Here is a 13,811-nt window from a genome sequence, read left to right on the forward strand (position 1 = left end):
GGTCGCACGGGGCCAGCACGTGGACTGTAAGGAGGGTGGGAGGCACCGTCCATGCCGCATCCGGGCGCGGACGCTTCTTTGGCATGTCACCTCAAGGGGGTGCGTGTGATCTGAATCACATGATGCGTATGGGGTGGGTCACGGTGTGTGCGGGTGGGCCGGAACTTCGCCACGAAATGCCCAGTTCCGCCATTCGATGCGTGAGAGTGGAGGTGGAGACTCCCGTTCCTTTCGGCAATTGAGTAATTGCGTTCTGGCGCCGTCGAGTTGACGGATCCTAGCCTGTGGGTCACCTTCGACTGGTCACGGGGGAGGCATGCGAGTGAAGAGAACTTCAGTTCCGGCAATGCGCCCGAACCACGTTCCGAACCGCGAGGATTTATCCCGGGTTCAAGGGCGCCTTCAGGAGGACCTGGCCCGGGTACGGGAATCACTGAGGTCATTGGTGATTCCCTCCCAGGGGCGAATCAGCGAACCGATCCGATACGCCGTGGAGAAGCCGGGCCGAATGCTGAGGCCCACGCTTGTCCTGCTCTCCTCCTATCTGCTGGAGGATCTGCCGGAGGGCGTACGGGACACCGTCGCGCAACAGCGCGTCATCGAGGCCGCCGCCGTCGTGGAGACGCTCCACATCGCCACCCTCTGCCACGACGACCTGATCGACGGCGCGACGCTGCGGCGCGGCAGACCCAGTACGAACGCCGTGTACGGCGACGCGCTCGCCCTGCTGGCCGGCGACTACCTCCTGGCGCGCTGTATGCAGGTCGCCGCCTCCCTGGACGTGACGCGGGTGCAGGTCATGGCCGACACGCTGATCGACGTCTGCGTCGGGCAGATGCTGGAGTCGAGCCAACTGCACGATGCGCAGCGCACGGAGGAGGACTATCTCGCCGCCGTCTCGGGCAAGACCGCGCGCCTGCTGCGCACGGCCGCGGGCATGGGCGCACTCCGGTCGGAGGCGTCGGACGACGCCCGGGCGGCGCTGGAACGGTTCGGGCACCACCTCGGCATGGCGTTCCAGATCTGGGACGACATTCTCGACATCTGTAGCGAGGAGACCGGGAAACAGCAGGCCAAAGACATTATGAACGGCGTCTACACCCTTCCGGTCATCTACGCGGTGAAGGACGTTCCCGACCTGGTGCTGCCGCTCCTGCGCGATCTCCCCATTTCCGACGAGCAATGCCGCAGGATTGTCGCCGTGGTGCGGGAATGCGGTGCGATAGACCGGGCCGCCGAATTGGCGCAACGGCATATCTCGGATGCGCTGCATGCCGTCGAAACACATCCGGCGACCATGCGAAGGGCGCCCGTGGTGCGGCAATGCCTGCGTGATCTCATCGACGTTTTCGCCACCCAGCATCCGGCACTTCACGTCCTGCCCACGGCTCCGTGAGGGAGGGTGCTCGTGCCGGGAATCCGCAGCGACTTCATCACCGACTACGACGCACTCGCCGATGCCTGGTGGGACCCGCGAGGGCCGCTCGCTCCGCTCGGCTGGATCGCCCGTGCGCGCGCCGCCCACGTTCCGCGCGCCACGCGCGAGGGAGCCCGTCTGCTCGACGTGGCCTGCGGGGGAGGGCTGTTCGGGCCGCACCTGACAGGCAAGGGGTACCAGGTGATCGGGGTCGATCTGTCGTCCCGCTCCTTGCGCGAGGCGCTCGGCCACGGATTCGACGCGGTCGCCCAGGCGGACATCGGCCGGCTCCCTTTCGCGGGCGCTTCGTTCGACGTCGTCACGGCCGGGCAGTGCCTCGAACACGTACCCGACCCGTTCCGCGCGGTGGAGGAGGCCTGCAGGGTGCTGCGACCCGGTGGGACGCTGATCGTCGACACCATCGCGACCACCGTGCTCGCCCGCGTGCTGGCCATCGGCGTCGCCGAGAACCTGCCCCTGCCCGGCAGACCACCGCGCGGCACCCACGACCACCGGCTCTTCGTCGACCGGCGGCGGCTCGTCGCCACCGCCCACGCCCAAGGCGTGGCCCTGCGACTGACCGGGCTGCGCCCGCACGTCCGGGACGGACTGCGCTATCTGGTCGGACGACGTGAGGAGGTCCGCATGGTTCCCACTCGGTCAACCGGAGTGCTGTACCTGGGGGTTGGACGCAAATGCTGACACGTCCGGATGAGCCGGCCGTCGGCGCCCTGCACGCGTGGATCGTGGGCGCCCGCCTCAAGACGCTGCCGGTCACCCTCGCTCCGGTAGCGGTGGGCAGCGCCGTCGCCGCCTCGCACGGCAGCCTCAGCGGATGGCGGGCCGCACTCACCATGCTGTTCGCCCTGGGCTTCGTCCTGGGCACCAACTTCTTCAACGACTACAGCGACGGGGTGCGCGGCGCCGACGACCACCGTGTGGGGCCCGCCCGGCTGGTCGGCTCGGGACAGGCCTCACCTCGTCGCGTGCTGCGCTCGGGAATCGCCCTGTACGGCGTCGCCGTGCTCAGCGCCATCGCCCTGGCCGTCACCGTCTCGTGGTGGCTGCTCGCCCTCGCGGTGGTGTGCGCGCTGGGCGGCTGGTACTACACGGGAGGCGCACGCCCGTACGGCTACCGGTCGCTCGGCGACATCAGCATCTTCGTCTTCCACGGTGTCATCGCCGTGTGCGCCACCGCGTACATCCAGCTCGAGCGGATACCGCTGCTCGCGCTCGGCGCCTCCGTGCCCATCGGGCTGCTCGCCTGTGCCCTGCTGACGACGAACAATCTGCGGGACATTCCCACCGACACCGCCGCGGGCAAGATCACCGTCGCGGTCCGGCTCGGCGACCGGCGCACCCGCCACTACTACCTGGCCCTGATCGCCGCGTCCTTCGGCTGCGCGCTGCTGCTGGCCCCGGCCCGCCCGTGGGCCCTGCTCGTCCTCGGCGCCCTGCCGGCCGCGGTCCTGCCGGTGCGCCGGGTGCGGGCGGGTGCCCGTGGCCGTGACCTGATCCCGGTCCTCGAGCACACCTGTGTGCTGCTGCTCGTCTTCGGTGCGCTGCTCACGATCGGGGTGGCGCTGTGAACGGAGTCGAACGGGAGAGCGGCGCACCGCGTCACGAGGTGCTCGTCATCGGCGCCGGGTTCTCCGGGATCGGCACCGCGATCGGGCTGCGGCGCTCCGGGATCGAGGACTTCCTTCTCCTCGAAGCGCAGGAAGACGTCGGCGGCTCCTGGCACGCCAACCGCTATCCGGGCGTCGCGGTGGACATCAGCGCCTTCTCGTACTCGTACTCCTTCGAACCGAACCCGTCGTGGTCGCGGGCCTTCCCGGCGGGCGTGGAACTCAAGGCGTACGCGGACCGGTGCGTCGACAAGTACGGCCTGCGCGGGCGGATCCGGTTCGGGTCCACGGTCGAACGGGCGGTGTACGACGAGGCGGCGCACCTGTGGCGGGTCGGCCTCACGGACGGCACCGAGGTCACCGGCCGCTTCGTCGTGTGCGCCACCGGATGGCTCACCAAGCCGAAGACGCCGGACATCGAGGGGCTGCACCGCTTCGCGGGCGACCTCATGCACACCGCCCGCTGGGACCCGTCCGTTCAGCTGGCCGGGCGGCGGGTCGGCATCCTGGGCACCGGCGCCTCCGCGATCCAGCTCCTCCCGGAGGTCGCCCCGTCGGTGGACCGGCTGCACGTCTTCCAGCGGACCCCCAACTGGATCTTCCCGAAGCCCGACGTGCCGATACCGCGCGCGGTGCGCAGGATGTTCGCGGCGGCGCCCTGGAGCCAGCGAACCGTCCGTCAGGTCACGGACACGGCCACCGAGGTCGGCTTCGTACTCGCCATGATCCACTACCGGCGTTTCCCCTTCCTGGTCCAGGCGGGCGAGGCCGCGTCCCGGCTGTACCTGCGCAGCCAGGTCCGCGGCGACCGCGACCTGATGGCCCGGCTCACCCCGCGCCACCGACTGGGCTGCAAACGTCCCTCGTTCGGCAAGGGCTACTGGCGCGCGTTCACCCGCGACAACGTCAGCCTCGTCACCGAACCCGTCACCCGGGTCACCGAGACCGGCGTGACCACGGCCGACGGCGAGGAGCACGAGCTCGACGTGCTGATCCTCGCCACCGGATTCCATGTGCTGGACAACCTGCCGCCCTTCCCGCTGCACGGGTTCGGCGGCCGCGACCTGGCGGAGTTCTGGCGCGTCGAACGCTTCCAGACCTACGAGGGCACCTCGGTCAAGGGCTTCCCGAACCTGTGGTTCATCGTCGGGCCGTACTCCTTCACCGGCGGATCCTGGTTCGGCATGATCGACTACCAGGTCACCCACATCCTCCGGGTGATCACCGAGGCCCGCCGGCGGGGCGCCACCCAGGCCGTCGTCCGGCCCGAGAAGCACGACAGGTCCTTCCGCCGGGTGCTGCGACGCCAGCCGAACACCGTGTTCGCGCACGACAGTTGCCGCGGCGCGAACAGCTACTACTTCGACCGGTACGGCGACGCGCCGGCCGTCCGTCCCGCCGCCACGTACGAGGCCACCTGGCGGGCCCGCCACTTCGACCTCGACGACTACCGCTTCGACCCGCCCGAGGGAGGGCACCGCCATGCCACCGAGTGACCTGAGCGGCCAGGACCGCGCCCTGTGCCTGACCTACGGGCTCTTCGCGCTCGGCGGGGGCCTCGTCATGGGCGCCCAGGCCGTGGCCTTCGTGGTGCGGGAATCCGACGCCGGGCCGCTCGGCATCGTCCGGAACTTCCTGCGGGACGCCACGGTCAACGCGGCCACCGTGTTCGTCTACGCCGACCTGGTCCTCGTCTGGGCAGCGCTGGCCGTGTTCATGATCGTCGAAGGCCGGCGGCACGGCATCGCGCACGTGTGGGCGTACATCGTCGGCGCACCCGCCCTGGCCCTGGTCGCGAGCTTCTGCGCCTTCATGTACGTACGCCAGCTGAAGATCGCCGCCGCGCGCGGCAGCGGCACCGAGGCCGCCCCACCCGGCCACCGCACACCGACGAGAGGCAGGCAGCGATGACGACCAGCGAAGCCACCGGGTCCGCGGCGAGCGCCGAGAGCTCCCTGGCTCTGGCCGCCGACCTCCTGCGGGCCCGCCAGGACCCCTCGGGGTACTGGAAAGGAGACTTCGAGACCAGCCTGATCGGCGAGTCGGGTGAGGTCATCCTCCGGCACTACCTGCGGCTGCCGGTGGACGAGACCGTGGCCGCCGCCGCCCGCACCATCCTCGCGGAACAGACGCCGACGGGTGGCTGGGCCTCCTACCACGCCGGGCCCGACGAGCTGTTGCTGTCCGTGTTCTGCTACGTGGCCCTGCGCCTGGCCGGACACGCGGCGGACGAACCCGAGCTGCGGGCCGCGGCCGCCTCCATCCGGGAGGCCGGCGGCATCGAGTCCGTCGACAACCTCATCATGCTGGCGTGGCTGGCCCTGATCGGCCTGTGGCCGTGGCGCGACATCCCGCTGATCCCGCCTGAGATCGTCCTGCTGCCCAGCTCGTTCCCGGGGAACATCTACCAGTTCGGGGCCGCGGCCCGCGGCATCGTCGTCGCCAACAGCCTGTTCATGGCCGAACGCCCGGTGGTCCCGGCCGGGTTCGAGATCCGGGAGCTGTTCGCCGAGCCGGGCCGGCGTCGCCTGCCGCGCCCTCTCGCGGTGCGCGCCGCGACCACCCTCAGCCACCTCTACGGCCGTCACCCCGTCGGCCCGCTGCGCCGCCGTGCGATCCGCAAGGCGTCCCGCTGGCTGATCAGGACCCAGGAGACGGACGGGAGCTGGGGCGGCAACTGGCCGCAGACCGCCAACGTCGTCATGGGGCTGACGGCCGTCGGCTGCCCCCAGGACCACTCGGTCCTGCGAGCCGCGATGGCGGGCCTCGACCGGTACGTCGTCGACAAGGACGGGCAGCGCCGCATCGAGATGTGGACCTCCGTGGTCATGGACACCGCCCTCGGGCTGTCGGCGAACGTCATGGCCGGCGGCCCCGAGGCGAAGGCGGCCACCGAACCGGCGGTGCGCTGGCTGCTCGACAACCAGGTCACCGAGCTGGGCGACTGGGCGGTGCTGACCCCGGACCCGGTCCCGGGCGGCTGGCCGTACGAGTTCACCAACAACGCCAACCCCGACGCCGACGACACGGCCTGGGCGATGGCCGCACTGCGCCGGATCCACCCGCGCGGCAGTGACCGCGCCGTGGACGCCGCCTGTGAGCGCGCCCACCGGTGGCTGCTGTCCCAGCAGGGCGACGACGGCGGCTGGGCGGCCTTCGAACCGCTGCGCTGGCGGCTGCCCGGCCGCGACAAGCTCGCGTCCATCGGCTTCCTCGAAGCGCCCTCCGCCGACATCACCGGACACGTCCTCGAGGCGCTCGGCGCCGACGGCGGGGCGGACACCCCGGCCGCCCGGCGTGGCATCCACTGGCTGCGCCGCAACCAGCACGCCGACGGCTCCTGGCCCGGCTGGTGGGCCTGCTTCCACCTCCACGGCACGAGTGCCGCCGTCACCGGCATGACCGCCTGCGGCGTTCCCGGCGACGACCCGGCGGTCTCCCGTGCCTGCGACTGGATCACCGCTCACCAGCAGGACGACGGCGGCTGGGGCGAGGACATCCGCGCCCTGCACCAGTCCGAGTGGATCGGCCGGGGCGCGAGCACCCCCTCCCAGACGGCCTGGGCGCTGCTCGCCCTCGTCGCGGCCGGCCGCGAGGACAGCGCTCCGGTGCGCGCGGGCGTGGACTTCCTGACCCGCACCCAACAGCCCGACGGAGACTGGGCCGAACCCTGGCACACCTGGGTGGTGCACCACGACGGCCTGTACTGGCGCGACAGCCTGCTGCGCCTCATCTACCCCGTGATGGCCCTGTCGGAGTACCGGGCCGCCCTCGTCGCGCGGGAGCGGTGATGGGCACCGTCACCGTGGTGGGCGGCGGGCTCGCCGGGATGACCGCGGCCTGGACCCTGCGCGGACTCGGCCTGCCGGTACGACTGCTGGAGGCCGGCCAGGAGCTGGGCGGCATGGCGGGCTCGAAGGTCATCGACGGCAGGGTCGAGGACCACGGCGTGCACATCTTCCCGGCCTGGTACCGCAACACGCTGCGGCTCCTCGACGACCTCGGCCTGCGCGGCAGTCTGCGGGCGACCCAGCAGTTCCACCAGCTGCTGCCGGGCGAGTTCCCCGTCTTCCGCACGGCGGTGACCCCCGCCGCGGACCGGTTGCTCTTCGGTTACGGCGTCCTGGACCTCCTGTCCCGGGAGTACGGGGCGCGCGACGAGTCCCTGCACGACTTCCTGCACAGCAGGTGGTACCTGACCGACGCGGCGATCGCCGACATCGAGCACCTCTTCGTCGCCTCCAGCGCGGCGGAGAGCCCCGCGGTGTCGGCGGCGGGATTCCGCGGCAGCATCGCCGCGTTCGCCCGCCACCCGGGACGGGTCATGATGCCCAGGGGCGACCTCCACCAGTGGCTGATCGAGCCCTTCCGGCGGCGTCTGGAGGAGGACGGCGTCGAGGTGCGCACCGGCCGGGAGCTCGTCGGCGTGTCCGTGGACGCCGGGCGGGTCAGGAGCCTGACGCTGCGGAACACGGCCGACGGCGCCACCGTCACCGAGGACCTCACCGGCCACGTCGTGCTCGCCGTGCCGCACGGACAGCTGTCCGCCCTCGGCGGCGACGTCACCGGATCCCTGCAACCACCGCATGGGATCGATGAGCTCACCTCACGCCCGCTCGGTGCGCTCCACATCTACCTGCGCCGCCACCTGCCGCGGCTGCCCGACGAGCACATCCGCCTCGTCGGATCGCCGCACGCCATCACGCTCCTCGACATCGGCCAGGCCTTCGAGGGGCATCACCGCACCGTCCTCAACTGTGTCGTCGGCCGGGTCTCCCTCCTCGCCGGCCTGCCGCAGGACGCGGCCGTCAAGATACTGGTTGACGAACTCAGCACCTACCTAACGGACTTGACCTGGAGCGACATCGAGCACGTCTGCTACCAGCCGCACTTCACCGCACCGTTCTTCGCCCCCGGCCCCGGTCTCGACCGCTACCGGCCCCTGAGCACCACCACCCTGGAGAACCTGCACATCGCGGGCGACTTCTGCGCCGCGCCACCCGGCGTGGCCGGCATGGAGGGCGCCGTGCGCTCCGGGCTGACCGCTGCCGAATCGGTACGCGCGGCCACCCGCCCCGGCCTCCCACCCGTACGGATCGACCCCATCGGCGACATCAGCCCGGCCCTCGCCCGCACGTTGCGCCGGGCCCTCCTGCCGGTCGCCGCGGCCGTCCGTGCCCTGACCCGGCGCCGCCGGCGGAGGTGATCCGTATGACATCCAGAACCGTCCTGGTGACCGGGGCGGCCGGGGGCATCGGCGCGGCGGTCGCCCGGCTGCTGGCCGAACGGGGGGACACGGTCGTCGCCGTGGACCTCGACCCGCGGCGGCTGACCGAGCGGGTGTCGAAGCTGACGGCCGACGGACTCGCCGTCCACGCCCGCCCGGCCGACGTCACCTCGTCCGCCGCCGTCGAAGCCCTGGTGGACGGCGCCGAACGTGAACTCGGTCCGTTGGAAGCGCTGGTGAACACCGCCGGGGTGCTACGCGTCGGCGCGGCCCACCGGCTCGACGAGCGGGACTGGGACGCCACCTTCGCCGTCAACAGCAGGGGCGTCTTCCTCATGTCCCGCGCGGTCGTCCACCGCATGATCCCGCGCGGCCGGGGAGCCCTGGTGACCGTCACCTCCAATGCGGCCGGCACCGCCCGCACGGGGATGGCCGCCTACGCGGCGTCCAAGGCCGCGGCCACCGCCTACACCAAGTGCCTGGGCCTGGAGGTCGCCCGGTACAACATCCGCTGCAACGTCGTCGCCCCCGGCTCCACCGACACTCCCATGCTGCGCGACATGCACCCCGACGGCACCGCCACCGCCCTGTGCGTCGCGGGGAGCCTGGACACGTACAAGGTGGGGATCCCCCTCGGCAAGGTGGCCCGCCCGCGCGACGTCGCCCACGCGGTCGGCTACCTGCTCTCGGACGAGGCCGGGCACGTCACGATGCAGACGCTCACCGTCGACGGCGGAGCGACCCTCGGCGCCGCGACGTGACCGGCCACCCACCGCGGCCGTGTGAAAGGACCGACCCTGACACGCCCGGGATCCCGCCCGTCGCGCCGTACCCGCTGCCGCTTCCCGACGAGCTGCCGGCCCCCGCCGTCGACCGGCGGGCCGACGCGTGCCGCGCGCCGTGCCCCGCCCCCTTCGCGCCCGCGCCGCCGGAGGGACGCAGGGTCCTCGTCATCGACGCCGAGGACACGATTCACCTCGACGCAGTTCCACGCCGAGTCGGCCCTGACCATGAACGGGCCCCGCATCCCCGGCGCGCTGCTCGCCCACGCCCTGCGGCAGGACGCCAGGACGGCGCCATGACCCACGCACTGGTGGCGGGCGGCGGCATCGGCGGCCTCGCCACCGCACTCTCCCTCGCCCGCACGGGACATCGCGTCACCGTCCTCGAGCGCGAGGACACCTTCGCCGAACTCGGGGCGGGCATCCAGATCGGGCCCAACGGCTTCCACGCCCTGAACCTCCTGGGCGTGGGCCCGCAGGTGCACAGCCGCGCCGTCCTCGTCGACGAACTGCGCCTGATGGACGGGCCGTCGGGCCGGACGCTGATCAGCATGCCGGTCACCGCCCGCTACCGGAAACGCTTCGGCAACCCGTACGCGGTCGTCCACCGCAGCGACCTCCTCACGCCGCTCCTGACGGCTTGCCGGTCACATCGGGCGATCACCCTCGTCACCCGCGCCGCCGTGCTCGGATACACGCAGGACCCGGGGCGGGTGACCGTGACCACCAAGGACGGGCGCACCTTCACCGGCGGGCTCCTGATCGGTGCCGACGGCCTGCGCTCCGCGGTCCGCGCCCAACTCGTGGGCGACGGCGCACCCCGGGTCTGCGGTCACACCATCTACCGCTCGGTGGTCCCGGTGGAGCGGGTGCCACCCGCGCTGCGCGAGAACGCGGTGACCCTGTGGGCGGGCCCCGACTGGCACGTCGTCCACTACCTCATCGGCGGCGGCGAGTACCTCAACCTCGCGGCGACCCTGGACGACCGCGCCCGCGAGCCGGTCTCCGGACGCCCCGTCCCCGGCCCCGTCGTGCTGGACAGATTCCCCGGCCTGGGCGAGGACGCCCGCCACCTACTGGAGCTCGGTGACCAGTGGCGCCAATGGGTGCTGTGTGACCGTGACCCGGTCCGGACCTGGGCCGACGGCAGGGCCGCGCTCATGGGCGACGCCGCCCACCCGATGCTGCAGTACGCGGCCCAGGGCGCCTGCCAGGCCCTGGAGGACGCCGTGGTCCTCGGCGACGTCCTGGCGGACGCGGCCGACGACCAGGTGCCGCACCGCTTGCGGGAGTACAACGCCGCGCGACGCGAGCGCACCGCGCGCGTCCAGCTCCTGTCCCGTGCCATGGGCACGCGGCTCTACCATCCGGCGGGGGAGCGGGCCCGGGAGCGCGACGCGCTGCTCGGTTCGCTTCCCGAGGAAGACCTGTACGAGAAGGTCGCCTGGCTGCACGGAGCCCGGCACTTCGGGTGAGGCAGGAGGCGGCGGCACGGGCGGGCCTGTAGGACGCGAACCGCCGGCTGGTCCACATGCGTGTCCACGCCGATGGGGCCGGATGCCTGAGGTGGGCCTCCGGCGCGCTACCCGGGGCCGTGCGCGATCAAGGCGCAGCTCCTTCGCCGTCCTCGAACTCGCCACCTGGTCAAGACGGAAGTGACTCAATTGATAATGGGATCCATTTTCATATAGCCTGAGGGTGTCGACCACCTACCCAGGAGATATCCATGGCCGTCCCCAAGCGGAAGATGTCCCGCAGCAACACCCGCCACCGTCGCGCGCAGTGGAAGGCCACGACCCCGCAGCTGGTGCCCGTCACCGTCGATGGCACCGTGTACCGGGTGCCTCAGCGTCTGGCCAAGGCGTACGAGCGCGGCCTGCTGCGCCCCGAGGGCTGAAGTCGATGAAGCACGACCGTCTGCCGGTCACCGTCCTGTCCGGCTTCCTCGGCGCCGGCAAGACCACGCTGCTCAACCACGTGCTGAGCAACCGCGAGGGCCTGCGGGTCGCGGTGATCGTCAACGACATGAGTGAGATCAACATCGACGCCGCGCTCGTTCGGGGCGGCGAGGCCGCGCTGTCGCGCACCGAGGAGCGTCTGGTCGAGATGACCAACGGGTGCATCTGCTGCACTCTGCGCGACGACCTGCTCGAGGAGGTCGGCCGGCTTGCCCGCGAGGGCCGCTTCGACTATCTCCTCATCGAGTCCAGTGGCATCTCCGAACCCATGCCCGTCGCGGCCACCTTCGCCTTTCCCCGCGACGACGGCGCGACCCTGGGCGACCTGGCAAGGCTCGACACCATGGTCACGGTCGTCGATGCCGCGAACTTCCTGCCCGAGCTCTCCGGCGGGGACGGCCTGGCCGAGCGGGGCCTCGACCAGTACGAGGACGACGAGCGCACCGTCAGCGATCTGCTCGTGGACCAGATCGAGTTCGCCGACGTCATCGTCCTCAACAAGCTCGACCTGGTCGACGCCGAGGCGGCCGACGTGCTCAAGGTGGCACTCACCCGCCTCAACCCGCTCGCCAGGATCGTGCCGGCCACCCGTGGGACCGTGCACCCGCACGACGTACTGGGTACAGGGCTGTTCGACCTCGAACGCGCCGAGCAAGCCCCTGGCTGGGTCATGGAACTGAACGGGGACCATGTCCCGGAGACGGAGGAGTACGGCATCTCGTCCACCGTCTTCCGCTCCGACCGCGCCTTCCACCCCGGCCGGCTGTGGACGTTCGTCACCGAGGGGCTGGACAGCGGAGCGTACGGACAGGTCCTGCGGTCCAAGGGTTTCTTCTGGCTCGCGAGCCGCCCCCACGTGACCGGCCTGTGGTCACAGGCCGGCGCCGTCGCCCGCTTCGAGCCCTCCGGTGCGCGCGACGCGGACACCGCGCAGGGACAGGAACTCGTCTTCATCGGCACCGGACTGCGCGCGACAGAGCTGGAGGCCGCCCTGGCGAGCTGCCTCATGTCCGATGGTGAAGACCGTCCTCTCATCGACGCGTTTCCCTCGTGGGACACCTATGGCATCGACGACGCCTGCGAGCACGAGCACCCCGAACTCGTCACGCGAACCTGAGATCTCCGGGTTGGGCGGTGGTCGCAGCCACGGCACCGCCCAACCCGGTACAACGTGCAGCCACCCACCCGAGAGGCGGAAGGTGACGCCGCCCGTCCCGCCGCGCGATGCGACTCCGCACCTCCCGGCACTTCCGGGCCGGACACTCCGACGGTTCCGCCTGCCTGGAGCACGATCGGCGCGGTAGGAGAAGCGGCGGATGCCGTCCCCGTGCAGGTGACAGGGGGGATGCCGGGCGAGGGCCGGGCTCATCCGTGGGGCTTGTCGGCAGCAGGCCCCCGAGCAGTGGACAACACGCCTAACGGGTGGGCGTGGAAGCCGCGTCGGTGACGCGGGTGCGTACCGCGTCCACCATGTCCCACTGCTCCGGGGTGAGGATTGCCAGTGTCGCCGGGAACACCCCGTCCTGTTCCTTGAGGATGTGCTCACGCAGCAGGGCGAGTGCCTCCATCAGCCGACCGGGCCAGCCCGGATCGGCCGGGACGCCGTCGGCGGCCTCGCCCAGGACCTTCTCGATGCGCCGGTGTTCGTCCTCCAACGCGTCGATCTGCTCGGGGAACTCGTCCGACATCGCCGGGAAGAGACCGTGTTCCTCCACCTGGGTGTGCGGGAGGAGAATCGCAGTGATCAGGCGTGCCACCCGGGCCATCTCCGCGGCATCGGCGCCGTCGTGGGCAGCACGCACGAGGCTGATCAGATTGACCACGCTGTCGTGTTCGGCGGTCAGTTCGGCGATGGCCTTGATCGACTGGCAACCACAGTACTCACACATGGGGATCCCTTCGTTCGCGCACGGGTGCGCGCTCGGTGTCGGGCGATGCGGGACGGGCTGCTACGCGGCGTACGCCGGCGACGGTGTACGCGAGTGCCGCCGGTGCCACGACGGCGAGCAGGACCGGCCCCAGGGCGCAGGAGGCTGCGGTGCCGTAGCTGGTGCCCATGACCAGTGGCGGGATGAAGCCGCCCGGTCCGCCGGCGGCGCCGACCGTCCCGGTGACCGACCCGACCTTGTTCGCCGGAGACAGCAGGGCGACCAGGGCGAATGTGGCACCGCTGCCGGCTCCCGGAGCGGCGGCCATGGCCATGAACGCGATGCTGCCCACCGGAGCCGGTGACGGGGGAGCGGACTGTACGGCCGCGCCGACGGCCACGTCCGCCATGGCCGTACCGGGCACCGGTGTCGGCCCCACGCGGTCCGGCAGCCCGCCGCCTACCGGCCGCATCGTGACCGCCGGCGGTACCGAACCCGACATGCGGTTCGCCGCGTCCGCCTGACCGAGGCCGTAGCCGGCCCCCCACCCGCGTCCGCTCGCCCGTCAACCGCGCTTCGCTCACATGGCGCATTGCCGCCCCCCGTCTCGCTCGCGGCCGCCACCAGCTGACAGCAAGGAACGGCACACCCCCCCCGATCCTCCACCAGCGACTCCATCCCCAGATTCGGCCACCGGCCGGCCGGGCGGCAGGGCCGTTCGGCCTCTCTTTTCTGCCGACCGGGACCAGAGCGCAGCTACCGGAAGTCGAATGACCTACGACGCCCCGTACCGGTGAGAGAGGCCCTCCCTGCCGCCCCACCACGTGACGGACCACGACTCGTTGGGACCAGGCATGACAGAAGGACCGATGCGAGAGATCAACGGTCAGCACATCCGCACCTCGGCCGCAGACCCTGGCGCGCGTGACCG

The 13,811-nt window shown here is 71.4% G+C and carries 14 protein-coding genes; 12 read left to right on the top strand and 2 right to left on the bottom strand.

The genetic code is table 11. From position 1 onward, the window contains the following. Nucleotides 1-346: 346 nt before the first annotated feature. The 11 genes from IG90_RS0104380 to IG90_RS0104430 all read left to right on the top strand — a co-directional run bounded on the left by IG90_RS0104380 (nt 347) and on the right by IG90_RS0104430 (nt 12,129). Nucleotides 347-1,396: a polyprenyl synthetase family protein gene (locus IG90_RS0104380; protein WP_157846282.1), complete on the top strand. Its 1,050-nt coding sequence runs from the start codon at nt 347-349 to the stop codon at nt 1,394-1,396. A 12-nt stretch (nt 1,397-1,408) separates the two neighbouring features. Continuing rightward, the gene (locus tag IG90_RS0104385) at nt 1,409-2,119 is read left to right on the top strand and encodes a methyltransferase domain-containing protein (protein ID WP_030577797.1); all 711 of its coding nucleotides are present in this window, start codon (nt 1,409-1,411) and stop codon (nt 2,117-2,119) included. Then, nucleotides 2,113-3,006, top strand: coding sequence for a 1,4-dihydroxy-2-naphthoate polyprenyltransferase (locus IG90_RS0104390; RefSeq protein WP_051859974.1), 894 nt, complete (start codon nt 2,113-2,115; stop codon nt 3,004-3,006). The genes IG90_RS0104385 and IG90_RS0104390 overlap by 7 nt, the downstream gene beginning before the upstream one ends. Further along, entirely contained in the window at nt 3,003-4,541 is a 1,539-nt protein-coding gene (locus IG90_RS0104395) for a flavin-containing monooxygenase (RefSeq protein WP_051859975.1), read from the top strand. The genes IG90_RS0104390 and IG90_RS0104395 overlap by 4 nt, the downstream gene beginning before the upstream one ends. Continuing rightward, nucleotides 4,528-4,956, top strand: a complete 429-nt coding sequence (locus tag IG90_RS0104400) for a DUF2834 domain-containing protein (protein WP_051859977.1) — start codon at nt 4,528-4,530, stop codon at nt 4,954-4,956. Before IG90_RS0104395 ends, IG90_RS0104400 begins: the two co-directional genes overlap by 14 nt. Next, nucleotides 4,953-6,836 carry a squalene--hopene cyclase gene (gene shc, locus IG90_RS0104405; RefSeq protein WP_033893651.1) on the top strand — a complete coding sequence of 628 codons (1,884 nt, stop codon included), beginning with the start codon at nt 4,953-4,955 and terminating at the stop codon, nt 6,834-6,836. The genes IG90_RS0104400 and shc overlap by 4 nt, the downstream gene beginning before the upstream one ends. Continuing rightward, nucleotides 6,836-8,251 carry an FAD-dependent oxidoreductase gene (locus tag IG90_RS0104410; RefSeq protein WP_030577809.1) on the top strand — a complete coding sequence of 472 codons (1,416 nt, stop codon included), beginning with the start codon at nt 6,836-6,838 and terminating at the stop codon, nt 8,249-8,251. Before shc ends, IG90_RS0104410 begins: the two co-directional genes overlap by 1 nt. 5 nt (nt 8,252-8,256) lie before the next feature. Beyond that, complete coding sequence (locus IG90_RS0104415; RefSeq protein ID WP_030577812.1) at nt 8,257-9,033, top strand: 2,3-dihydro-2,3-dihydroxybenzoate dehydrogenase; 777 nt, start codon at nt 8,257-8,259, stop codon at nt 9,031-9,033. Between the two features lie 317 nt (nt 9,034-9,350). After that, nucleotides 9,351-10,529 (top strand): 3-hydroxybenzoate 6-monooxygenase, encoded by a 1,179-nt coding sequence (locus IG90_RS0104420; protein ID WP_030577814.1) that lies wholly within the window; start codon nt 9,351-9,353, stop codon nt 10,527-10,529. A gap of 251 nt (nt 10,530-10,780) precedes the next feature. After that, nucleotides 10,781-10,951 (top strand): 50S ribosomal protein L32, encoded by a 171-nt coding sequence (gene rpmF / locus IG90_RS0104425; RefSeq protein WP_030577817.1) that lies wholly within the window; start codon nt 10,781-10,783, stop codon nt 10,949-10,951. A gap of 5 nt (nt 10,952-10,956) precedes the next feature. Further along, nucleotides 10,957-12,129 carry a GTP-binding protein gene (locus tag IG90_RS0104430; RefSeq protein ID WP_030577820.1) on the top strand — a complete coding sequence of 391 codons (1,173 nt, stop codon included), beginning with the start codon at nt 10,957-10,959 and terminating at the stop codon, nt 12,127-12,129. Between the two features lie 298 nt (nt 12,130-12,427). Here IG90_RS0104430 and IG90_RS0104435 read toward each other — a convergent pair whose 3' ends face one another. Beyond that, entirely contained in the window at nt 12,428-12,901 is a 474-nt protein-coding gene (locus tag IG90_RS0104435) for a hemerythrin domain-containing protein (RefSeq protein ID WP_030577823.1), read from the bottom strand. Beyond that, on the bottom strand, nt 12,894-13,214 hold the full coding sequence (locus IG90_RS46835) for a hypothetical protein (RefSeq protein ID WP_206433908.1): 321 nt from the start codon (nt 13,212-13,214) through the stop codon (nt 12,894-12,896). Before IG90_RS46835 ends, IG90_RS0104435 begins: the two co-directional genes overlap by 8 nt. On the opposite strand from IG90_RS46835, the gene IG90_RS46840 reads away from it, so the two are divergent. After that, on the top strand, nt 13,207-13,404 hold the full coding sequence (locus tag IG90_RS46840; RefSeq protein ID WP_209443545.1) for a hypothetical protein: 198 nt from the start codon (nt 13,207-13,209) through the stop codon (nt 13,402-13,404). The genes IG90_RS46835 and IG90_RS46840 overlap by 8 nt on opposite strands. Nucleotides 13,405-13,811: the final 407 nt, after the last annotated feature.

The sequence above is a fragment of the Streptomyces anulatus genome, from assembly GCF_000721175.1.
Classification (GTDB): domain Bacteria; phylum Actinomycetota; class Actinomycetes; order Streptomycetales; family Streptomycetaceae; genus Streptomyces; species Streptomyces anulatus_C.